Here is a 23317-nt window from a genome sequence, read left to right on the forward strand (position 1 = left end):
TGCGTGGTGTAATGCGAACACTCGACGTGAGCGAAGGGTGTGGTCGATGCGCCGCGGTGTTGTGCTGGTCACAGTGTTCCTCCTGGTCATGGGCCTCGTGGCGCCCGCGCAAGCCGCCACGGGGCAGCGGCTCACGGTGGGCTCCTACCCCCGCCTCGTCCGGCTCGAGCACGGCGCGTACCGGGGCCACATCGTCGCCGCGGTCAACAGCTGGGACGCGGGCGGGCCGTTCGTGCCGATCTACGACAGCACCGACGAGGGCGGCTCCTTCCGCAAGATCGGCGAGATCCGCGACCCCGAGGACCCCAACGGCGAGTGCTGCGGCACGCTCTACGAACTCCCCCAGCGCCTGGGCTCGCTGCGCGCGGGCACGCTGATCTGGGCGGCCAGCTACGGCCAGGCCGCGGGCGCCGACCGCAGGATGGCGATCAAGCTCTGGGCCAGCCGCGACGGCGGGCGCCACTGGTCCTTCCTGTCCGAGGCGGCCCGCTCCCACAACCACGACGGCGTGTGGGAGCCCGAGCTGATCATGGACGCGGGCGGCACCCTCTGGCTCCACTTCGGCGACGAGACCGAGGCACCCCGCTTCGCCCAGGTGCTCAACCGGGTCGGGTCGACGGACGGAACCAACTGGGGCACCAAACAACTCACCCTCGCGATCCCGCCGGACCGCGTCCGTCCCGGCATGCCGATCGTGCGCAAGCTCCCCGACGGGCGCTACTACTTCGGCTACGAACTGTGCAATTACGGCGACCAGTACTGCGACCCGTACTACAAGATCTCCCCGGACGGCGCGAACTACGGCGACCCCGGTAGCGCCGGAACGCGCGTCACCACCGCCAGTGGCGCCTACTTCCAGCATGCGCAGACGGTCAGCCTCTTCCCCGGTGGCCCGAACGGGACACGGCTGCTGATGGTGGGCCAGCTCTACACCACGCACAAGGGAAAAATGTTGCCGGGCAACGGTCAGGTGCTGCTCGCCAACGACAACGCCGGCGCGGGCAACTGGTACGAGGTGCCCGCACCGGTCAAGGTTCCGGGCGCCTACAACAACTTCTGCCCCAACTACAGTTCCACGCTGCTCCCCGTGGACGGCGGCCGGAACGTGCTGGAGATCGCCGCGGACTACGAGAACGGCGTGTGCACGACCTACTTCGGCAAGGGCCCGTCGTCCTGAAAGGCCCGGCTCAACGCGGCGGTGAACGTCTCCACCGACTGCGCGCCGGAGACCCCGAAACGGTTGTCCAGCACGAAGAACGGCACTCCGTTCGCGCCGAGCTCGCGGGCTTCGGCCACGTCGGCGCGGACGTCGGCGGCGTAGGCGTCCGAGCGGAGCACTTCGCGCGCTTCGGCGCTGTCGAGGCCCGCTTCGGTGGCCAGCTCGACCAATGAATCCTCGTCGAACACCGACCGCTGTTCGGTGAAGTAGGCGCGGAAGAAGCGCTCTGTCGCCTCTGCCTGCAGCCCTCGCGCTTTCGCCAGGTGCAGGAGGCGGTGCGCGTCGAAGGTGTTGCCCATGTACGTGCCTTCGAGGTGGTACTCGAGCCCGTCCTCGGCCGCGAGCCGCTCCAGCCGGTTCTCCATCGCCCGCACCTCGGCCTCGCCGGTGCCGAATTTCCGCGCCAGCTCGGGCACCTTCGGCACCTGCTCACCGCGCGGCAGCCGCGGGTCCAGTTCGAACGAGCGGTACACGACCTCGACCTCGTCGCCACGCCCGGACGCCGCCAGCGCCAGCTCGAACCGGCGTTTGCCCAGGTAGCACCACGGACAGACCACATCGGACCAGATGTCTACGCGCACGAACGAAACAACCCCGGCTCAGCCGGGGCTATTCCGGAGCAGGCTGGCGAACCAGTCGCCGAGCACCTGCTGCACCTCGGCGCTCACCCGCTCCGGCTCCTCGGCGTCGGCGATCATCCTGGCCGCCTCCATCACCGCGCTCAGCGAAAGCTGCGCCAGCGTGCGCACCGGCCGCGGCGCCATCATCCCCTCTTCGATGGCCTGCTCGATCATGCCGATCAGCAGGCCGAGGCCGTATTCCGCCTCGATCTCCCGCCACGCCGCCCAGCCGAGCACCGCGGGCGCGTCGGAGAGCGAGATCTGCCGGACCTCCTGGCGCAGGCACGCCTGCAGGAACACCCCGGTCGCACTGATCATCCCGCTCGCCACGTCCGGCGCGGCGCGCAGGGCTTCCTCCACTTCAGCGGTGATCTCCCGCTCGAGCTCCTCCACGACCGCGCGGAAGAGACCCTGCTTGTCGCTGTAATGGTGGTAGAGCGCCCCCCGCGTGACGCCGGCCGCGCGCACGATTTCGTCGGCCGGAACCGCTTGATACCCGCGCTCGGCGAACAGTTCGCGCGCGGCCGTCATCAGGGCTGTCTTGGTGCTGTTGGAGCGATCCTGCTGGGTGCGTGGCACGCCCCTAATCTGCCATGACGCCCGCGAACTCGACGACGTGCCGTACCACCGCCTCGGGCCTGTCCTCCGGGATGAACGTGTAGGCGTCCGGCACTTCGACGAGCTTTCCCTTGGGCAGCAACGCTTCCAGCCGACGGGCGAACCGGATCGGGAACAGTTTGTCTTCACTGGCCCACAACAGCAGGACGGGCTTGTCGAAATCGCGCAGCTTCTCCGCCGCGGCCAGCGTGTGGCGCGGGTGCACCTCACGCAGGAGCTTGCGCAGGTCGCGCCGGATCGCGGCCGACTTCCCCGGCGGCCACAGGTACGACTCGGCGATCTCCGCGGGGATGGGGCGCTTCGTGACCCAGCCGAACAGGAACGGCTGCCGGTGCAGCGCACGCACGCGCATGAACATCGAAAGCAGCAGCATCGACCCTGGCACCCGGGCCAGCTTGGGCAGCGGCGCGAAGATCGGCGGGAAGAAGTACTCGAAGCTGTCGGACGGCAGCAGCACGACGCTCCCGACCCGCTCGGGACGGCGGGACAACAGGATTTGTGTGATCGCGCCGCCGGTGTCGTTGCCGACGAGCAGCACGTCCCGCAGGTCGAGCGCGTCGAGGAAATCCGCCAGGAGTTCGGCTTGGCCGACCGGGCTCAGGTCGGCGTCCGCACGCATCGGCACCGTGTGCGAGCCCATCGGCAGGTCCGGCGCGATGGCGCGGAAGCCGGCCGCCGCGACGTCGGGCAGCACGGCACGCCACAGGTCGGCGTTGGTGAGGACGCCGTGCACGAAGACGACCGGACGCCCTGATCCCTGTTCGAAGTAACGCAGTTCGCCTTGGGGCAGCTCGACCTTGCGCGGCTTCCCCAGTAGTTCGCTCGTAGTCATGCCGCCAGGTTACATACAGACTGTATGTATGTAAATATGGCCGCTAGGGTGGGCCCGGACGGATGAACCTGATGAGGGGAGCTCTGGGGATGAAGGGCATCGTGCTGGCGGGCGGCAGCGGCACCCGGCTGCACCCGATCACGCAGGCGGTGTCCAAGCAGCTGCTGCCCGTCTACGACAAGCCGATGATCTACTACCCCATCTCGGTGCTCATGCTCGCCGGGATCCGGGAGATCCTGGTCATCTCCACCCCAGCCGACCTGCCGAACTTCCAGCGGCTGCTCGGCAGCGGCGACCAGTTCGGGCTCGACATCGGCTATGCCGAGCAGCCGAGCCCCAACGGCCTCGCCGAGGCGTTCGTGATCGGCGCGGACTTCATCGGCAACGACGACGTCGCGCTCGTACTCGGCGACAACATCTTCTACGGGCAGGGTTTCTCCGGCCGAATGCAGCGCGAGGTGTCCTCTTTGGACGGATGCGTGTTGTTCGGGTACCCCGTGAAGGACGCGCAGCGCTACGGCGTCGGCGAGACCGACGCCGAGGGCAGGCTGGTGTCGATCGAGGAGAAGCCCGCGAAACCCAAGTCCAACAAGGCGATCACCGGGCTGTACTTCTACGACAACGACGTGGTGGGGCTCGCCCGCGCGCTTGAGCCCTCGCCGCGGGGCGAGCTGGAGATCACCGACATCAACATGACGTACCTGCGCCAGGGGCGGGCGAAGCTGGTCGATCTCGGCCGCGGGTTCGCCTGGCTCGACACCGGCACACACGACTCGCTGCTGGAGGCCGGGCAGTTCGTGCAGGTGCTCGAACACCGGACCGGGGTGCGGATCGCCTGCCTGGAGGAGGTCGCGCTGCGGATGGGCTTCATCACGCCGGACGAATGCCTCGCGCTGGGGCAGAAGATTTCGAAGTCCGGGTACGGGGACTACGTGGTCGCGGTGGCCAAGGCCGCTGGGGCTTAGGCGGGTCGGCCAAGACGCCGAGGGCCAACACATCGACGCCACGGGCCAACACACCAACGGGAGCGGCCAACATGCCGACGGGGGCGGCCAATATGCAGGGGGGTCAGTAGCCCCGGCGCGCCATCTCCTCGAGGCGGGCGATCCGGTCCGCGATCGGCGGGTGCGTGGAGAACAGCTTCGAGAACGACTCGCCCGGCTTGAACGGGTTGGCGATCATCAGGTGCGACTGCGAGACCAGCTGCGGCTCCGGCACCAGCGGCGTGCGGCGCGTGCCGGTCTCCAGTTTGTGCAGGGCCGAGGCCAGCGCCAGCGGGTCGCCGGTCAGCCTGGCGCCTGAAGCATCAGCCTGGTACTCACGCGAACGGCTGACCGCCATCCGGATCACGGCGGCGGCGATCGGGCCGACCAGCACGAGCAGCAGGGCGACCAGCGGGTTGCCGTTCTCACGGTTGCCGCCGCCGAAGAACAGCGCCAGGTTGGCCAGCACGCTGATCATGCTGGCGAGCGCGCCGGCCACGCACGAGATGAGGATGTCCCGGTTGTACACATGGGACAGTTCGTGCCCGAGCACCGCGCGCAGCTCGCGCTCGGTGAGCAGCTCCAGGATGCCGGTGGTGCAGCAGACCGCCGCGTGCCGCGGGTTGCGGCCGGTGGCGAAGGCGTTCGGCGCGGCCGTCGGGCTCACGTACAGCGACGGCATCGGCTGCCGCGCGGACGTGGCCAGCTCGCGCACGATCCGGTACATCGCGGGCTGCTCGGCCTCGGACACCGGCCGCGCCCGCATCGCGCGCAGCGCCAGTTTGTCCGAATTGAAGTACGCGTAGGCGTTCATGCCAAGCGCGAGGGCGAGACCGATGAACAACGCGGTCCGCCCGAACAGCGAGCTGATCCCGATGATGATGGCACTCATCAGGCCGAGCAGCAGCGCGGTCTTCAGCCCGTTCTGATGCGTGTGCACTGGTTCGCGCCTCCCTTTCGCACTCACCCGACAAACGCGCGAAGCGGACGTGAAAGTTCCACCACCGATTGTGCGGCACGGCGCTCTTCGACGCGTCATCCAGTCCACAACGGAGTTAAAGTTTCACAAGTTGTTCAACGCACGGGTGGGGAACCGCGCGGGAGGGGGTGCGGCATGCTCGCACGTCGTGCACTGTTCGCCCTGGTAGCGGGGCTCGGCGCGCTCACCGTGGCGCCTGCCGCGGCCGCGCCGAAGGCACGCACGATGCCGACCGGGCGCGGGCCGTCCGCGGTGGCGGTGAATTCCGTCACCGGGGCCGTCTACGTGGCGAACGGCGACGGTTCGATCACGGTGCTGGGCCGCGACCCGGTGCACGTCGGCGGCACGCCCGGCGATCTCGCGATCGACGAGAGCACCGGCCGGGTGTACGTCGCGAACCTGCTCGCGGGCACGGTCACGGTCCTCGACGCCGCCGGCGCGCTGCAGAGCGTCGTGCCGTCCGGGGTCGGGGCCGCGGTGCTGGACGTCGCTTCGGACGACAACAAGGTGTACGTCGGCAGCGGCCGGACGGGTTCGGTCGGCGTGGTCGACACCATCGGCAGCGTGCTCGACGCCCTGCTGAGCGGGCCGGGCCAGGGGTTCGGCGGGGTGCGCGTGGACGCCGGGCGGCAGCTGGCGTACCTGACCAACATCGACGGCAACAGTGTCGAGGTGCTCGACCTCGCCGCCGGCGACTTCGTGGCGAGCATCCCGGTCGGGCAGGCGCCGACGGGTTTGGCGCTGCACACGGCGAGCAACACCCTGTACGTGGCCAACTCGGGGATCCATCACCTGTCCGTCGTCGACTGCGCCACGCGCACCGAACGCACCACGATCCTGTTGCGCAGCGAGGCTTCGGCCGTCGCCGTCCGCCAGTCCGACAACACCGTGTACGCCAACGGCGGGCCGGACGGGATCGTGCGGATCGACGGCTCCGGCGGGAAAACCAGCGGTGAACTCTCGCTCGGGATCAATCCCGGCGGGGTCGCGGTGGACCAGCGCACCGGCACCGTTTACGTCACGGATCCGGTGCACGATCAGGTTCACGTCATCGACGGATTCTGATCCTGGAGCAACTCCGGGTATAGCTTCGGAAAAAAGGACCGACAAGCGGACGCAGAGGGTATCCATGCAACTCGGACTGCAGATCCCCGACTTCACCTGGCCGAACGGGCCGGCGAAGCTGGGCAAGGAACTCGGCGACGTCGCGAAGGCGGCGGACGAGGCCGGCTTCGAATACCTCGCGGTGATGGACCACTTCTTCCAGATCGGCGGGGTGGGCCCGGTCGAGAACGACATGCTCGAGGCGTACACCACGCTCGGCTACCTCGCCGCGCATACGGAACGGGTCAAACTGCTGACCGTGATCACCGGTGTGATCTACCGGCAGCCCGGCGTGCTCGCCAAGGCGCTCACCACGCTGGACGTGCTCTCCGGCGGCCGCGCCATACTCGGGATCGGCGCCGGCTGGAACGAGGAGGAGTCGCGCGGGCTCGGTTTTCCCTTCCCCAGCACCAAAGAACGGTTCGAAATGCTGGAGGAGGCGCTGCGCTACGTGCGGCAGATGTTCTCCGACGACGACGGCCCGTTCGAGGGTGACTACATCGTCGCGGAGCGGCTGATGAACGTACCGCAGGCGCTGACGAAACCGCATCCGCCGATCATGATCGGTGGCTCCGGCGAAAAGAAGACGCTGCGCTTCGTCGCGAAGTACGGCGACGCCTGCAACATTTTCAACGGCCCGGAACTCGAGCACAAACTCAGCGTGCTGAAACAGCACTGCGAAACCGAGGGCCGCGATTACGGCGAGATCAACAAAACCGTCTACCACATTCTCGACATCGGCAAGAACGGCGAGAAGGCGGACGAGCTGAAGGCCGAGCTGCGCAGGCTGGCCGGGCTCGGGGTGGACGGCGTGATCGGGATGCTGCCCGGGATCCCGGACCTGAAGCTGATCGACGTCTTCGCTCGCGACATCATTCCGGAGGCGGCGAATTACTGATATCCGCCGTTTGGCGGCAAATATTCACCTGTAACGAGACTCCCGCCGAGTCCGACCCATGAGGCAGTCGGATGCGGCGGGAGTTTTTTCATGAAGATCAGCGTCTTCGGGCTCGGCTACGTGGGTTGTGTATCCGCCGCCTGCCTCGCCGGAAACGGGCACGAGGTCATCGGGGTCGACGTCAATCCCATCAAGGTCGGCCTGGTGCGGTCCGGCAAGGCGCCGGTGGTCGAAGAGCGCATCGGCGAACTGACCGCGGAAGTGGTGCGCAGCGGTGCGTTGCGGGCCACCGGCGACGTGGCGGACGCGATCGCGCACAGCGAGATCTCGCTGGTGTGCGTCGGCACGCCCTCGGAGCCCAACGGCAGCCTGTCCACCACCTACCTGGAGCGCGTGACCGAGGAGATCGGCGCGGCGCTGGCCACCAAGAACCACCGGCACACCGTGGTTTTCCGCAGCACGATGCTGCCCGGCACGTGCCTGGAACTGCTCGTGCCGATACTGGAAAAGGCGTCGGGCAAGACCGCCGGCGTGGACTTCGGGGTCGCCGTGAACCCGGAGTTCCTGCGCGAAGGCACCAGCGTGCGGGACTTCTACGCGCCACCGAAGACCGTGATCGGCGAGATCGACGAGGCCAGTGGTGACCAGGTCGCCGCGCTGTACGAGGGTCTCCCCGGCGACGTGTTCCGGGTGCCGATCCCGGTCGCCGAAATGGCCAAGTACGCCGACAATGCCTTCCACGGCTTGAAGATCGGCTTCGCCAACGAACTCGGCGCGATCTGCCGGGCGCTCGGGCTGGACTCGCACCGGGTGATGGACGTGTTCCTCGCCGACCGCAAGCTCAACATCAGCCCGGCCTACCTGCGGCCCGGGTTCGCGTTCGGCGGTTCGTGCCTGCCCAAGGACCTGCGCGGGCTGGTGCACGCCGCGCACCGCGCGGACGTCACGGTGCCGATCCTCGCGCACGTGCTGCCCAGCAACGAAGAACACCTGCGCCGGGCCTTCGAACTGGTGGCGCGCACCGGCAAGCGCAAGATCGGCCTGTTCGGGCTTTCGTTCAAACCCGGCACCGACGACCTGCGCGAGAGCCCGCTGGTGGAACTCGCGGAACGCTTGCTGGGCAAGGGTTACGACCTCAAGATCTACGACGCGAACGTGAGCCTGTCCCGGTTGATGGGCGCGAACCGCGAGTACATCGAGAGCAGGCTGCCACACCTCGGGCAGCTGCTCGCCGGTTCGGTCGAGGAGGTGCTCGACCACGCCGACGTGTGCCTGCTCGGCTGCACCGACCCGGCCGTGCTGGAGGCGCTGCCGCACGGCGGCGAGCACATCCTGATCGACCTCGTCCGCATCCCCGGCGCCGAGGCGCGCCGGACCGAACAGGGATACGTTGGCCTTGCCTGGTAAAAGAGCGCTGATCCTGGTCGAGAACCTGTCCGTGCCGTTCGACCGGCGGGTGTGGCAGGAGTGCACCACGCTGCGGGACGCGGGCTGGGAGGTGCACGTCATCTGTCCACAAGGGACGAAGCGGGACACCGAGCCCGAAGTCGTCATGGACGGGGTGCACATCCACCGCTACCCGCTGCGCGCCGCGACCGGCGGGCCCGCCGGCTACCTGCAGGAGTACGGCTCGGCGTTGTGGCACACGTGGCAGCTCGCGCGGCGCCTCGGGCACTTCGACGTCGTCCACGCGTGCAACCCGCCGGACCTGCTGTTCCTCGTCGCGCGGATGCTGAAGCGGCGCGGCACGAAGTTCGTCTTCGACCAGCACGACCTGGTGCCGGAGCTGTACCTGTCGCGCTTCGACCGCGGCAAGGACCTGCTCTACCAGGCCGTCTGCGCCGCGGAGCGGGCCACGTACAAGACCGCCGACGTCGTGATCGCGACCAACGAGAGCTACCGCGACATCGCGCTGACGCGGGGCGGGAAACGTCCGGAGGACGTGTTCGTGGTGCGCAGCGCGCCCGCGGTGGAGCGCTTTCAGCAGGTGCCACCGGAGCCGGAACTCAAGCAGGGCAAGGAACATCTGCTCTGCTACCTCGGCGTGATGGGCCCGCAGGACGGCGTGGACTACGCCCTGCGTGCGTTGGCCGCGCTTCGCGACGAGCAAGGGCGCACGGACTGGCACGCGGTGTTCGTCGGTTCGGGTGACACCTTCGACCAAATGGTGGAACTGTCCCGGAAACTGGATCTCGCCGGACTCGTCGAATTCACCGGCCGTATTCCGGACGAGGATCTCGTGCGTTACCTGTCGACGGCGGACGTATGCCTGTCGCCGGACCCGCTGAATCCGCTGAACGACGTTTCGACGATGAACAAGATCATGGAATACATGGCGATGGCGAAGCCGATCGTCTCGTTCGAGCTGCGGGAGGCGAGGGTCTCCGCGGGCGAGGCCGCGCTTTACGCACCTGCCAACGATGTTTCGGCGTTCGCGAAGCTGGTCGCGGAGCTGATGGATGATCCGGAACGGCGCGCGAAGATGGGCCTGCTCGGTCAGTCAAGAGTCGAAGGTCCTCTTGCCTGGCGCAATTCCGCGAAGGCACTGCTTTCCGCGTACACCACCGCACTGGGGTGAACGTTCGGGCTTTTCTTCCCGTCGCCGGGCATTCGTGAACGACCAACGGTCGCGGTTTGAACAAGACGGCGGCCGTGTTGTAACCAACGCGGTAATCGACGCGACGGGGTTGGTGAAAGCCCATCCGCCCGATGCGGCATTTTTCGAGGGGAGCATCCCGCGGTGAGTGACGAAACGATCCGCCTGTCGACGATCGGGCAGGTCATCCGGAGACGGTGGCGGCTGCTGGTCGCGCTCGCGGTGCTGGGCGCGCTCGTGGGGGCCGGCGCGTCGCTGGTGTTTTCGCCCGGCTACCAGACCGATTCGAGCGTGCTGCTGCAAGGCCCGCGTCAGGCGGACGAGCTGCTCACCGAGGCGCAGGTCGCGACCAGCTCCGTGGTGCTGGACAGGGCCGCGGGCCAGCTGTCCTGGCAGACCACCGGCGCCGACCTCAAGGACGACGTGACCTCCTCGGTGGCCAACGGCAACGTCGTCACCATCACCGCTTCCGCCGACACCGCGGAACACGCCCAGCAGCTGGCGGACAAGGTCGCGGCGGAGTTCGTGCGCTACTCCAGCCAGCTGGTCTCCAGCAGCACCGACGCGGCCGCACAGGTGCAGCAGGAGCAGCGGGAGGCGTTGCGGCAGCAGGTCGCGCTGACCAACCAGCGGCTCGCCGACATGGCCAAGAACATCGACGGCGGGCTGACCGTGGAGAGCGTGCAGGCCCGCACCGAGATCGAGGCCCTGCGCACTTCGCTGGAGCAGGCGATCAACAACCTGAACCAGGCGGACGCGGCGACCAGCACGGCGAACATGGTGGTGCTGGGTTCGGCCGAGCTGCCGACCGGCGCGGCCGCGCCGACGCTGCCCCAGCTCGTCGGCGGTGGCGCGCTGCTGTTCTTCCTGATCGGGGTGTTCGCCCACCTGTTCCGGGCCCGCGCGGACAAGCGGCTGCGGGACGAGACCGAGATCGGGGCCGCGCTCGGCTCACGGGTCGTGGCCACCGTCGACATCCCCGATCAGCGGCCGGAAGCCGGGAGGGGGCTGCGGACCCGGTTGAGCCGGCTGCTGCGGGCGGACCGGCCGTGGGATCTGCCGGCGCTGTCGGTGTCCGCGGACGGCCGGAACCGCGAATCCCGCTACCGGCGCGCGCTCTCGAAGATCGGCGCGCCGGGACGCCGGATCCTCGTCCTCGTGCCCGAGGACGACGCGCCCGCGCACCGCGCCGCCACGCAGCTCGCGGCGGCCGCGGAAGGCCGGACTTCCTTGCGTGTCAACGACATTTCCCCGGTCCGGCCGACGGTCACCGAGGACTCCAGCCTGACCGGCGTGCTCGTGCTGGTCACGGTCGGCAGCCGCACCGCGTGGGAGCTGGTCGGCATCGCCGAGGCGTGTGCCGACGCCGGCCACGAGGTGCTCGGGGTGTTGCTGACCCAGCCCGTGCGCGACCAGTCCCCTACCACCGAAAAGCCCGAGGTCGGTTCCGACCGTGACGCGATGGCAGGTTCAGCGTGACGACCAACTCCTCTCCGCCGCTGGTGGATCTGCACCGACTGGTGGTGGCCGTCCGGCGAAGGCGCCGGCTGTGGCTGACCGCCGGCCTGATCGGCCTGATCTTGGGCGCCGCGCTCGCCGTGGTGCTGCCTTCCCCGCCGACGGCGGTGACGAAGCTGCTGGTGATCCACCAGGACGACTCCCCGACCGACAGTGGCACGCTGATGCGCACCGACGTGGCCGTGCTGCAGACGACGAAGATCGCGGACGCCGCACTGAAAGCGGTGCACAGCACCGACAAGCCCGAGGATTTCCTGAAGGACTACACCGGGCTCGGGCTGACCAACAACGTCCTGCAGATCACCGTCAAGGGCAGCAGCAACGAGGACGCCATCGCCCGCGCGAAGGCGCTGGGTGACGCGTTCATCGCCGACCACGTGGCCCGCGACCAGGCCGCGGCGCAGGCCGAATCGCAGGCGCTGATCAACCAGCGTGACCAGGCGCAGGCCGAGCTCGCCGACGTGGACAAGCAGATCGCGGCCGAAACCGCGCGCGGCAGCAAGGCGAACGCGACCACGCTGGAAACGCTGTACGGCAGGCGCGCGGACCTCAGCTCGAAGGTGTCGGACTTCTCGGCGCAGGCGCAGCAGGCCGGGATCGGCGCCCCGCAGATCGCGGCGGGCACGCAGATCGTGGACGCACCTCGGATCACCCCGCATTCGTTCCTCAAGACGGCGGCCACCGACGGCGGGATCGGGCTGGTGCTGGGCCTCGCGATCGGGCTGGCGCTCGCCGCGGTGACGGCGCTGGTGCGGGACAAGCCGGTGCTGCGCCGGGAAATCGCCGAGAACCTCGGGGCATCGGTCATCGCGCAGCTGCCGTCGAAACGGCGTGGGCTGGCGCGGTTCCTGCGATCCCGTCTCCCCGCGCAGCAGAAACGGGTCGCCGCCACGCTGGTGCGGGCGATCCGCACCGACGACGAACCGGTGTCGCTGCTGGATCTCGGGGCACCGAAGGTCACCGCGGGGCTGGCCGTCGACATCGCCGCGGAGCTGTCCTACGGCGGTCCGGTCCTCGTCATCGACAACCTGCCGGAGCAGGATCTGGCCAAGCCGGCGGCCGAAGCCGGCAAGGCGATTCAGATCGTCGACTCCGCCAACACCGACGTGCCGGTCCAGGCGGGCCAGCGCCGGCTCGGGGTCGGGTCGGTCATCCCGGGCACGGCCTGGACCGACCTCGGCTACCTGGGCCAGGAGACCGTGCTGGTGGTGCGCGCCGGTTACGCCAGCACGGCGTGGCTGCACACCGTGGCGCGGCAGCTGGCCGACTGCCAGATCCTGGTCATCGGCGTCGTGCTGGTCGACCCGGATCCCAAGGACCGCACGGACGGCACGCTCTGGGACGGGCTCCACCTGGCGCTGCGCGGCCGCGCCGACCGCGCCGACTCACCGGCCAGGCCCAACGGCAGGAACGCCCCGCACGCGGACGAACTGCCCACCAAACGGTTCGCGCCGGTCGGATCGCGAGAGGACTGAGCCCATGTGCGGAATCGCGGGTGCCTTCCGCTGGCCGGACGGCGGGCCGTTGACCGACCGGCTGACCAAGACGCTGGCCCACCGCGGGCCGGACGGCGAGGGCCGGTACGACCACGGCGACGTCCACTTGGGACACCGCAGGCTGTCGATCATCGACCTGTCCGAGACCGGCGACCAGCCGATGGTGATCGACGGGCTGGCCATGGTCTACAACGGCGAGCTGTACAACATGCCGGAGCTGCGGGCGGAGCTGGAGTCGGTGGGCGTGCGCTTCCGGGGCACGTCGGACACCGAGGTGGTGCTGGAGGCCTGGCGCCGCTGGGGTACCGACAGCCTGCCGCGGCTGCGCGGCATGTTCGCCTTCGCGGTTTACGACGAGCGCACCGGCGACCTGGTGCTGGTGCGCGACCAGCTGGGCATCAAACCCCTGTTCTTCGTCCAGCGCGGCGGGGGCCTGGTGTTCGCGTCGGAGCTCAAGGCGCTGGCGAACGAGCTGGGCGGGTCCCTGCACGTCGACGAAGCCGCGATGATCGCTTCGCTGCTGTACTACTGGGTTCCCGACCAGCGCTGCGCCTTCCGCGAGGCCGAGAAGCTCGCGCCGGGCACATGGCTGCGCTGCCGCCGTGACGGGCAGGTGGAACGCGGCCGGTTCTGGTCGCTCAAGGAGGTCGCGGAGGAGGCGCAGCACGCGCCGATGCCCGATCTGCACGCCGTGATCGAGGATTCCACGCGCAAGCACCTGCTCTCCGACGTGCCGGTGGCCACGTTCCTCTCCGGCGGGCTCGACTCGAGCTACCTGACCGCGCTCGCCGCGCGGCACCAGCCAGGGATCTCCGCCTACACCATCGGTTTCCGCGCCGAGGACGCGAAGTTCGAGGCGATGCCAGACGATCTGCGCTACGCCCGGCAGGTGGCGCGGCAGTTCGGCGTGGACCTGCACGAGATCGAGATCGCACCGCGGGTGCTGGACCTGTTGCCGCGCATGACCTACCACCTGGACGAGCCGATCGGCGACCCGGCGGCGATCAACACCTTCCTGATCTGCACCGCGGCGCGCGACGCCGGGGTGAAGGTGATGCTGTCCGGGATGGGCGCGGACGAGCTGTTCGCCGGATACCGCAAGCACCTGGCGAACCTGATCGCGCTGCGCTATCAGAAGGTGCCCGGCGCGCTGCGGCGTCCCGTCGAGTCCGTTGTGGACAGACTGCCGGTGGCCACGGCCAAGCGCGGCTACCGTTCCGTCCGGTTCGCGAAGCGGTTCCTCTCCTTCGCCGAGCTCCCGGAGGAGACGGCTTTCCGGCGCAGCTACACGATGTACGACCGGGCGGAGCTGGCCGGGCTGCTCAATCCCGACCTGGCCGGCGTGGTCGACGACGTGCTCACCGAGCACGCCGACACCTACCACGACAACCGGCTGAACGACTTCGTGAACCGGATGTGCCTCGCCGACGCGCGGTTGTTCCTGCCGGGGCTGAACCTGGCGTACACCGACCGCTCCAGCATGGCGGCGTCCACCGAGGTGCGGACGCCGTTCGTGGACGTGGAGGTGGTCAAGGCCGCGTTCGCCATCCCGGGCAACCGGAAGATCGTGAAGCGGCAAGGGAAAGCGGCGCTGAAGGAAGCGGCGACCGGGATCCTGCCGAAGGAGATCGTGTACCGGCCGAAGGGCCTGTTCAGCGCCCCGCTGCGGGCGTGGATGAGCCGCGACCTGGCGCCACTGATGCGCGAAGTGGTGCACGACGGGGTGCTCGTCAAATCCGGCTTCCTGCGGCAGGAGGCCTTGCAGCGTCTGGTCGACGAAGACGCTTCCGGCCAGCAGGACCGGTCCAAGCACCTCTGGCACGTGTTGACCCTCGAGTACTGGTACCGGAGCGCAACTTCCCAAGGAGCGTCGTGAAGCAGGTAGTGCAGAACTACAAGAGCGGGGAGCTGGCGCTCCTCGACGTCCCGGCTCCGGCGTGCAAGCCGGGAGGTGTGCTCGTACGGACGGCGTTCTCGCTGATCTCCACCGGCACCGAGCTGATGAAGGTCTCCGAGGCCGGGATGTCCATGGTCGGCAAGGCGCGCTCACGCCCGGACCAGGTCGCGAAGGTCATGCAGAGCGTGGCGGCCAACGGGCTCACCGCCACCTACCGCAAGGTGATCAACAAGCTGGACTCCTATACGCCGCTGGGCTATTCGCTGTGCGGGGTCGTCGAGGAGGTCGGCGCCGGGATCGAGGACGTGGCGGTCGGCGATCTCGTGGCCTGCGCTGGCAACGAGCACGCGCTGCACTCGGAGCTGAACTGGGTACCGAAGAACCTGTACGCCAAGGTGCCTGCCGGGCTCGCGCCGAGCCACGCGGCGTTCGGCACCGTCGGCTCGATCGCCTTGCAGGGCGTGCGGCAGGGCGAACCGCAGCTGGGCGAGGTCGCGCTGGTGGTCGGGCTCGGGCTGATCGGGCAGCTCGTCGTGCAGCTGCTGACGGCGTCCGGGGCACGGGTGATCGGCGTCGATCCGGCCGCCGCACGCTGTGAGCTGGCCGAACAGCTGGGTGCGATCGCTTGCGGTGCCCCGGGTTCCGACGTCGTGGACAACGCCGTCGCGGAGCTGACCGGCGGCCACGGCGTCGACCAGGTGTACCTGGCGGCGGGCGGCAGCACGAACGAGCCGGTGGAACTGGCGGCGAGGCTCGCGCGGGACCGCGGCCGGGTGATCGACATCGGCAAATGCCGGCTGGACCTGCCGTGGAACGCGTACTACGAAAAGGAACTCGACGTCCGGTTCTCCCGTTCGTACGGGCCGGGCCGGTACGACCCGTCGTACGAGCTGGACGGGCGCGACTACCCGATCGGCTACGTGCGCTGGACCGAGCGCCGCAACCTCGAATGTTTCCTCGACCTCGCCGCCCGCCGCAAGATCGACGTGGCGCCGCTGATCTCGCACATCGCGGACTTCTCCACGGCGGTCGAGACCTATCAGCGGCTCAACGACGGCGAGCTGAAGGCCGTGACCGTGCTTTTCCGCTACCCCAGCGAAAAGGCCACGCCCGCCGAGCCCGTGCTCGCGTCCGCTCCCGTTCCGTCGCCCGCCCGCACGTCGCGGCGGATGGGGCAGGTGCGAGTCGGGTTCATCGGCGCGGGGAACTACGCCTCCTCGATGCTGCTGCCGCATCTCGCCGAGCGCGAGGATGTCCTGCTGCACACGGTCGCCACCACCTCGGCGCTCTCCGGTGCCAACGCCAAGCGCAAGTTCGACTTCGCGCAGGCCTCCACCGACGTCGACGCGCTGCTGTCCGACGACAGGATCGACGCCGTTTTCGTTGTCACGCGGCACAGTTCACACGCCGAGCTGACGCGGCGCGCGTTGCTGGCGGGCAAGGCCGTGTTCGTCGAGAAGCCGCTCGCGTTGTCCGAGGACGAGGTCGGCAAGATCCTCGCGGCGGTCGAGGAATCCGGCAACGACCGGCTGCAGGTGGGCTTCAACCGCCGGTTCGCGCCGCTGCTCAACGAGGCGAAGCAGCAGTTCGGCAGGCGGGTCGGCCCGGCTTCGGTGCGCTACCTGGTCAACGCCGGCAGGCTCGAACAGGGCAGCTGGTACAACCAGGCGGGCACCGAGGGCACCCGCTTCGCCGGTGAGGGCGGGCATTTCATCGACACGGTGAGCTGGCTGCTCGGCGCCGACCCGGCGTCGGTCTACGCCTGCGCCACCCCGAACCAGGCCGACCTGCAGGTGCTCCTGCGCTACCCGGACGGCTCGACGGCCACGATCAGCTACGCCACCAGCGGCTCCACCGGGTTCCAGAAGGAAACCCTGGACGTGCTGGCCGACGGCAAGGTGCTCAAGTTCGACGACTTCCTGCGCACGTCGGTGTTCGCGCGCAAGAAGTGGTCCAGCCCGCGGATCCCGAAGGGCCGCGACAAGGGCCAGCAGGCGGAGGTCGCGGCGTTCGTCGAGGCCGTCGCGTCCGGCGGTCCGATGCCGGTCCCGCTCGGCTCGCTGGTGTCCACCACGCTGGCCACGCTCGCGGCAGGCACCAGCCTGGCCACGGGTGCGGCGGTGCGAATCGAGGTGCCCTCATGATGAGTCCGGCCTGGTACCTGCGTCGGCTGCGGCGGATGGACCTCAAGGAGGTGAGCGGCCGCTTCGGGGACGCGGCGCGCAAACGCCGGTGGCGCCGCTTCGCCGAGACCCCGAGCGAAGCGGCGTGGCTGGCGCAGCGGCGGTTCACCACGGTGCTCGGCGCCGACGCGCTGGAAACCGTTCCGCAGAGCGCGAAAGCGCGTGTCATCGCGACGGCGGACGAGCTGATGGACGGCCACGCCGAGTACTTCGGCGTGGTCCGCGACGACCTGGTGAGCCCCGACTGGTCGTACGACCCGAAGACGGGGTTGCAGGCCCCGACCGACACGTTCGCCTTCGACATCGCGTACCGCAACGAGGACACCGTCGGCGACATCAAGCAGATCTGGGAGCCCTCACGGCATCAGCACCTGACAGTGCTCGCCGCCGCGTACGCGCTCACGGGCGAGGAACTCTACGCCGAGCGGGTCGCCGACCACCTCAAGTCGTGGTGGTCGGCCAATCCGACGATGCGCGGGGTGCACTGGATCAGCGGGATCGAGCTGGGCATCCGGCTGCTGTCGTGGGTGTGGGCGCGGCGGCTGCTGGACGGCTGGTCCGGCGCGCCGGGGCTGTTCGAAGACAATCCCGAGGCGCTGCACCAGATCTGGCACCACCAGCGCTGGCTCGCGGCGTTCCCCAGCCGCGGCTCCTCGGCGAACAACCACGTCATCGCCGAAGCCGCCGGGCAGCTCGCGGCCTCGTGCGCGTTCCCGTGGTTCCCGGAGTCCGCGCTGTGGCGTTCGCAGGCCCTCCGTTCGCTCGACGAACACCTGCAGCGCAACACCTTCGACTCGGGGCTCAACCGCGAGCTGGCGACCGAGTACCACGGACTGGTGCTGGAGCTGGGGCTCGCGGCGGCGCTCGAAGCCGAGGCCGCTGGCACGGCCGTGCCCGAGTCCACCTGGCTGGTCCTGCTCCGGATGACCGACGCGCTGGCGTCCATTGTGGACGACAAACTGCGCCCGCCGCGCCAGGGCGACGCCGACGACGGGTACGGCCTGATCGTCGACGGCGACTGCGACCGCTGGGCTTCCCTGCTGGCCACCGGGGAAAAGCTGTTCGGACGGCTGGAGTGGTGGCCCGCGGCGCCGGCCGACGACGTCCGCACCCACCTGTTCGCCGCGCTCACGGGCGGCCCACTGCCGAGCGCCACCCGCCCGGAGAAACGGCCGAACCACTTCGCGGACGCCGGGCTGACCATCCTGCGCGACGGCGGGATCTGGTGCCGCTGCGACGGCGGGCCGCACGGGTTCCTGTCCATCGCCGCGCACGCCCACGCCGACGCGCTGTCGGTGGAGGTGCGGCACAACGGCGTCGACATCCTCGCCGACCCCGGCACGTTCTGCTACCACGGCCAGCCGGAATGGCGTTCGTACTTCCGCTCCACCTTGGGGCACAACACGATCCAGCTCGACGACCACGACCAGTCGAGCACCGGCGGCCCGTTCATGTGGACCAAACAGGCGCGCAGCCGGGTGCTCACGCAAGGCCCGGAGAGCTGGTCGGCCGAGCACGACGGGTACGGGCCCGCGATCCACCGGCGCTGGGTCCAGCTCGCCGAGCAGGAACTGCGGATCTCCGACGAGATCATCAGCAGGCGAAGGCACCGGGCCAGGCTCGCGTTCCACTTCGGGCCCGCGGTCGACGTGCAGCTCGACGGCGCCTCGGGCAAGCTCACCTGGCACGACGGCTCGGCGGTGCTGGAACTCCCGCCGGAGCTGACGTGGACGGCGCACCGCGGCGAGACCGAGCCGCCGCTGGGCTGGTACTCCCCCGGCTTCGGCCGCAAAGAGCCCGCGGTGACCCTGGTCGGCAGCGGGTTCGGCGGCTCCTTCACCACCATCCTGCGGTTCCACGGCTAGGAGTCCTCGTGCGCGCTCGTTCCGTCCTGGCACTCCTCGCTGTGCTTTCGCCCGTCCTGCTGCTCGCGTGCAGTCCGTCGTCCACTTCGGACACCCCGGCCGATCCGGGCGCCCCGGCGTCGGCCAGCTCGGCCGCCGCGGTGTGCGACAAGGAGCCGGCCGGGCCGTCGAGCGCGCCCGCCGGGGCGGTCACCGTCGACCCCGGCGTGGACGGCGACCTGGTGACCAAGACCCGGAACAGCCCGCCCGGCACCACGTTCTGGCTCGCGCCCGGCGTCCACCGGCTCGGCGACGAGAAGTACGCCCAGGTGCAGCCCAAGGACGGCGACTCCTACATCGGGGCGCCCGGCGCGGTGCTCGACGGAAAGCAGGTCAACCAGTACGCCTTCACCGGGCACGCCTCCGATGTGAAGATCCAGCACCTCACCGTGCAGGGTTTCGACGCCCCACGTGACGAGGGCGTGGTCAACCACGACTCCGGCGACGGCTGGGTGATCGAGCACAACACGTTGCAGCACAACGGCGGCGCGGCGCTGATGGCGGGCGCGCGGCAGCAGGTGCGCGGGAACTGCCTACGCGACAACGGCCAGTACGGGATGAACGCGTACAAGGACGGCACCCTCACGGGGCTCGTGGTCGAGGGCAACGAGATCACCGGCAACAACACCGACGACTGGGAGAGCAAGGAACCCGGCTGCGGCTGCACCGGCGGGGTCAAGTTCTGGGCCGTCAACGGCGCCGACGTGCGCGGGAACTGGGTGCACGACAACCGCGGCATCGGGCTGTGGGCCGACACGAACAACAACGACTTCCTCATCGAGGGCAACCTGATCGAGAACAACGACGGGGCCGCCATCGAGTACGAGGCCAGCTACAACGCGACCATCCGCAACAACACCATCCGCCGCAACAACTGGGTGACCGGCCACGACTACGCCGACCGGGGCGACAGCTTCCCCGTCGCCACGATCTACATCTCCGAGTCCGGCGGCGAACCGCGGATCCCGGCGCGCACCAAGCAGCTCGACATCGAGGGCAACGTGCTCGAGGACAACTGGTCCGGGATCACGTTGTGGGAGAACGCGGACCGGTTCTGCAACAGCCCGGCCAACACCTCCAGCGGCTCGTGCACCCTGCTCGTGCCGGACAAGGACCAGTGCTCCGCGCCTGCCATCGAAACCGCGCCGCTGCTGGCGGACTGCCGCTGGAAGACGCAGAACGTGGACATCCACGACAACCGGTTCACCCTCGACTCCGGCGTGGTGGGCTGCTCGGTCGGCTGCGGGCGGATGGGCCTGCTGTCCAACTACGGCACGTACCCCGACTGGTCCCCGTACAAGGGCGACACGGTGCAGGACGAGATCACGAAGGACCAGCACAACTCCTGGCACGACAACACCTACGTCGGCCCGTGGACCTTCGTGTACGGCGACGCCAGCCAGATCCTGGACACCTACCAGTGGCAGAACGCGCCCTACTCGCAGGACGAGGGCAGCACGTTCGCGAGGGGGAACGGCTGATGGCCACCGTCCGCCTCGAACCGGAAATCCGTGCGACGCAACGGGTTCCGCGCGCCGTCGCGGTGGCGTGGTGCCTGCTGATCCTGAACACGCTGGGCTCGACCGGCGCGCAGACCGTGATCCCGATCCCGCGTTCGGTGATCCAGCTGGTCACGATGGGCGCGCTGGTCACGGCGTTCGTGCTGGCGCTGGTGGTGAATCTCGGGCTGCGGATCAGGCCGAGCGCGTATCTCACGCTGCTGACGCTCCTGCTGGTGGTCAGCATTCTGGCGAGCCTCGACCTCCAGTCCGGGCTCGGCGCGTTGTTCCGCTGCTTCCGGCTTTCGGTGTTCATCGCGACGTTGTGGCTGCTCACGCGGTGGTGGGACGGGCGGATGCAGTTCGTCCGCTACCACATCAAGGGCTACGGCATAGTGCTGCTGTCGGTGGCGATCGGCCTGGTCGTCTCACCGGGGAACGCGATGCCGGAGATCTACGGCGGCCGGCTTTCGGGCGCGATCTGGCCGCTGACGCCACCGCAGATCGCCCAGTACGCGGCGGTGATCTCGGGGCTGGCGCTGCTGTTGTGGCTGGGGAAACGGGCCGACCGGCGCAGCGTGCTGTTCATCGTGATCCCGGCGGTCGCGCTGCTCATGCTGACCCACACCAGGACGGCGACGCTCGGGCTGATCATCGGCCTGCTCGTGGCGCTGCTTTCGCTGGGGCTGACCAGCGCGCGGGCGCGCAAGGTGTTCGCCTGGTTCGCGCTCGTGGCCGGGTTTTCCGCCGTGGCGCTGGGTTCCCTGCTGCAGGCGTGGTTCCTGCGCGGCCAGTCGGAGGACAACTTCTCCACCTTGACCGGGCGGGCGAAGGTGTGGGACGCGCTGCTGTCGGCGCCGCGCTCGGTCGGGGAGAACCTCTTCGGCGTCGGCCTCGGGGACAAGTCCTACGACGGGCTGCCCATCGACAACAGCTGGCTGGCGGTGTTCCACGAGCAGGGTCTCGTCGGTTGCGCGCTGGTGGCCGCGTTCCTGCTCGTGCTGGTCGCCATCGCGGTGCTGCGGCCGCCGTCGCTGGAGCGGGCGTGCGCGATCTTCCTGATCGTGTACTGCATTTCGGCCTCCTACACCGAAGCTGGGCTCGGCGACGCGTCGCCGTACCTGCTGCACCTCGCGGTCGCCGGATCGCTGCTGGCCCGAGGGGAGACCACGCGGTGAAGGTGCTCGTCGTGCACAACCGGTACCGGTCGGAACAGCCGAGCGGCGAGAACAACGTGGTGGACCAGGAAGTCGCGTTGCTGTCCGCCGCGGGCCACGAGGTGCGTTCGTTCGAGCGGCGCAGTGACGACATCTCGTCGATGTCCTTGCTGGAGAAGGCAACCGTGCCCTTGCGGGTGCCGTGGAACCCGGCGTCGCGGGTGGCGCTGGCGGAGGTACTGCGGAGCGACCGGCCGGACGTCGTGCACATCCACAACACGTTCCCGCTGCTGTCGCCTTCGGTGGTCGCGGCCTGCACCGACGCGCGCGTACCGGCGGTGGCGACGCTGCACAACTACGGCATGGTCTGCCCGCCGGGCACCCTGTACCGGGACGGGCATCTGTGCGGGGAATGCGTTGGCAGGCGGCCGTTTCCGGCGGTGCGGCACGGGTGCTACCGGGATTCGCGGGTCGCGACGTTGCCGATGGCCGTGAACGTGGCGGTGAACCGGCGGCGCTGGTGGTCGGGGATTTCCAGGTTCCTGTGCATCTCCGACGCGCAACGGCAGGTGCTGATCGGGGGCGGGATGCCGGCCGAGCGGATGGTCGTGAAGCACAACTTCGTCGCCGAACCCTTGGTGCGACGCACATTGCCCGGTGAGCACGTCCTGTACCTGGGGCGGCTCACCGAGGAAAAGGGCGTGCGGCTGCTGATGTCGGCGTGGGAGCGGCTGGACGTCGGGATGCCACTGTTGCTGGCCGGCACCGGTCCGATGCAGGACGAGGTGGAGCGCTGGGCTTCGACGCGGCCGGACGTGCGGTATGTCGGGCTGGCGGACAAGGCGCGGTGTCAGGAGCTGATCGCGCGGGCGGCTGCCGTGGTGGCGCCGTCGGTGTGGCTGGAGGCTTTCGGGCTCGTCGTGGTGGAGGCGATGGCCGCGGACGTGCCGGCGGTCGCGCCCGCCCACGGCGCTTTCCCGGAGCTGATCGAGGACGGGGTTTCGGGCGTGCTGCACAAACCGGAGGACGCGGCGTCACTCGCGGACGCCCTGCGCCAAGTCGTGGCCCCCGCCCGAAACCACGAAATGGGCGAAGCGGCCCGCCTCCGGTACGAAAAGGGCTTCACCCCCGCGATCGGCCTGGACCGACTCGTAGATGCCTACGAGGCGGCCATCGGCTGAGGTTTTTGGGGGCCCGGGCCGGGCCGCGGTTGACGAGTTGGCCCGGCCGGTTCGCGAGTTGGCCGCCCCGGTCGATGTGTTGGCCGCCCCCGTCGGCGAGTTGGCCACTCCCGTCGGCGAGTTGGCCGCTCCGGTCCGCGGGTTGGCGCCTCGCACTGGCGAGTTCGCTCGCCCCGGCTGGCAGGCTCGCCCCGCTCGCTCCCGAGTTGGCGCCGCAGGTTCACGAGTTGGCCACTCCCGTCGATGTGTTGGCCACCCCCGTCGGCGAATTGGCCGCCCCGGTCCGCGGGTTGGCGCCTCGCACTGGCAAGTTCGCTCGCCCCGACCAGCAGGCTCGCCCCGCTCGCTCCCGAGTCGGCGTCGCAGGTTCGCGAGTTGGCCACCCCGGTCGGCGAGTTGGCCGCCCCGTCGATGTGTTGGCCACCCCGTCGGCGAATTGGCCGCCCCGGTCCGCGAGTTGGCGCCTCGCACTTCGCTCCCCCCGACTAGCGGGCTCGCCCCGCTCGCTCCCGAGCTGGCGCCGCAGGTTCACGAGTTGGCCACCCCGGTCGACGTGTTGGCCGCCCCCCAGTCGGCGAGTTGGCCACCCCCGCTGGTGTGGTCGCGGTTTGTTGGCGAGTGGCCCCTCCCGTC

General features: G+C 69.3%; 18 protein-coding genes. 14 read left to right on the top strand and 4 right to left on the bottom strand.

The features are described 5' to 3' along the window. Window positions 1–46: 46 nt before the first annotated feature. On the top strand, window positions 47–1177 hold the full coding sequence (locus FPZ12_RS10745) for a sialidase family protein (protein WP_144751874.1): 1131 nt from the start codon (window positions 47–49) through the stop codon (window positions 1175–1177). On the opposite strand, the gene FPZ12_RS10750 is transcribed toward FPZ12_RS10745, so the two are convergent. From FPZ12_RS10750 to FPZ12_RS10760, 3 genes are read right to left on the bottom strand one after another with little or no spacing between them, the layout of a single operon-like run. Beyond that, complete coding sequence (locus tag FPZ12_RS10750) at window positions 1150–1800, bottom strand: DsbA family oxidoreductase (protein ID WP_144751877.1); 651 nt, start codon at window positions 1798–1800, stop codon at window positions 1150–1152. The genes FPZ12_RS10745 and FPZ12_RS10750 overlap by 28 nt on opposite strands. An 18-nt stretch (window positions 1801–1818) precedes the next feature. After that, window positions 1819–2418 carry a TetR/AcrR family transcriptional regulator gene (locus FPZ12_RS10755; RefSeq protein ID WP_144751879.1) on the bottom strand — a complete coding sequence of 200 codons (600 nt, stop codon included), beginning with the start codon at window positions 2416–2418 and terminating at the stop codon, window positions 1819–1821. A gap of 4 nt (window positions 2419–2422) precedes the next feature. After that, the gene (locus FPZ12_RS10760) at window positions 2423–3289 is read right to left on the bottom strand and encodes an alpha/beta fold hydrolase (RefSeq protein WP_144751882.1); all 867 of its coding nucleotides are present in this window, start codon (window positions 3287–3289) and stop codon (window positions 2423–2425) included. Between the two features lie 89 nt (window positions 3290–3378). Here FPZ12_RS10760 and rfbA point away from each other — a divergent pair, with 89 nt between their 5' ends. Beyond that, complete coding sequence (gene rfbA / locus FPZ12_RS10765; protein ID WP_144751912.1) at window positions 3379–4254, top strand: glucose-1-phosphate thymidylyltransferase RfbA; 876 nt, start codon at window positions 3379–3381, stop codon at window positions 4252–4254. Between the two features lie 103 nt (window positions 4255–4357). On the opposite strand, the gene htpX is transcribed toward rfbA, so the two are convergent. Beyond that, window positions 4358–5212 (bottom strand): zinc metalloprotease HtpX, encoded by an 855-nt coding sequence (htpX, locus tag FPZ12_RS10770; protein ID WP_144751885.1) that lies wholly within the window; start codon window positions 5210–5212, stop codon window positions 4358–4360. A 174-nt stretch (window positions 5213–5386) separates the two neighbouring features. Between htpX and FPZ12_RS10775 the strand changes: the two genes are divergently transcribed. The 12 genes from FPZ12_RS10775 to FPZ12_RS10830 all read left to right on the top strand — a co-directional run bounded on the left by FPZ12_RS10775 (window position 5387) and on the right by FPZ12_RS10830 (window position 22684). Next, window positions 5387–6316, top strand: a complete 930-nt coding sequence (locus FPZ12_RS10775; RefSeq protein WP_144751888.1) for a hypothetical protein — start codon at window positions 5387–5389, stop codon at window positions 6314–6316. A 64-nt stretch (window positions 6317–6380) separates the two neighbouring features. After that, a complete protein-coding gene (locus FPZ12_RS10780; RefSeq protein WP_144751891.1) occupies window positions 6381–7253 on the top strand; it encodes an LLM class F420-dependent oxidoreductase in 873 nt (290 codons plus the stop codon). A gap of 90 nt (window positions 7254–7343) precedes the next feature. Further along, window positions 7344–8660, top strand: a complete 1317-nt coding sequence (locus FPZ12_RS10785) for a nucleotide sugar dehydrogenase (protein WP_144751893.1) — start codon at window positions 7344–7346, stop codon at window positions 8658–8660. Further along, on the top strand, window positions 8650–9831 hold the full coding sequence (locus tag FPZ12_RS10790; RefSeq protein WP_144751896.1) for a glycosyltransferase family 4 protein: 1182 nt from the start codon (window positions 8650–8652) through the stop codon (window positions 9829–9831). Before FPZ12_RS10785 ends, FPZ12_RS10790 begins: the two co-directional genes overlap by 11 nt. Before the next feature lie 162 nt (window positions 9832–9993). After that, complete coding sequence (locus tag FPZ12_RS10795; RefSeq protein ID WP_243769782.1) at window positions 9994–11328, top strand: exopolysaccharide biosynthesis protein; 1335 nt, start codon at window positions 9994–9996, stop codon at window positions 11326–11328. Then, window positions 11325–12842, top strand: a complete 1518-nt coding sequence (locus FPZ12_RS10800; RefSeq protein WP_144751899.1) for a Wzz/FepE/Etk N-terminal domain-containing protein — start codon at window positions 11325–11327, stop codon at window positions 12840–12842. The genes FPZ12_RS10795 and FPZ12_RS10800 overlap by 4 nt, the downstream gene beginning before the upstream one ends. Before the next feature lie 4 nt (window positions 12843–12846). Continuing rightward, entirely contained in the window at window positions 12847–14739 is a 1893-nt protein-coding gene (asnB, locus tag FPZ12_RS10805; RefSeq protein ID WP_144751902.1) for an asparagine synthase (glutamine-hydrolyzing), read from the top strand. After that, entirely contained in the window at window positions 14736–16904 is a 2169-nt protein-coding gene (locus FPZ12_RS10810; RefSeq protein ID WP_144751905.1) for a bi-domain-containing oxidoreductase, read from the top strand. Before asnB ends, FPZ12_RS10810 begins: the two co-directional genes overlap by 4 nt. Next, window positions 16904–18808, top strand: a complete 1905-nt coding sequence (locus FPZ12_RS10815; RefSeq protein WP_144751919.1) for a heparinase II/III family protein — start codon at window positions 16904–16906, stop codon at window positions 18806–18808. Before FPZ12_RS10810 ends, FPZ12_RS10815 begins: the two co-directional genes overlap by 1 nt. Before the next feature lie 8 nt (window positions 18809–18816). After that, window positions 18817–20328, top strand: coding sequence for a right-handed parallel beta-helix repeat-containing protein (locus FPZ12_RS10820; protein WP_144751906.1), 1512 nt, complete (start codon window positions 18817–18819; stop codon window positions 20326–20328). Beyond that, on the top strand, window positions 20328–21524 hold the full coding sequence (locus FPZ12_RS10825; RefSeq protein WP_424923588.1) for an O-antigen ligase domain-containing protein: 1197 nt from the start codon (window positions 20328–20330) through the stop codon (window positions 21522–21524). The genes FPZ12_RS10820 and FPZ12_RS10825 overlap by 1 nt, the downstream gene beginning before the upstream one ends. Beyond that, window positions 21521–22684, top strand: coding sequence for a glycosyltransferase (locus tag FPZ12_RS10830; protein ID WP_144751909.1), 1164 nt, complete (start codon window positions 21521–21523; stop codon window positions 22682–22684). Before FPZ12_RS10825 ends, FPZ12_RS10830 begins: the two co-directional genes overlap by 4 nt. Window positions 22685–23317: the final 633 nt, after the last annotated feature.

Source organism: Amycolatopsis acidicola (assembly GCF_007713735.2).
GTDB lineage: Bacteria > Actinomycetota > Actinomycetes > Mycobacteriales > Pseudonocardiaceae > Amycolatopsis_E > Amycolatopsis_E acidicola.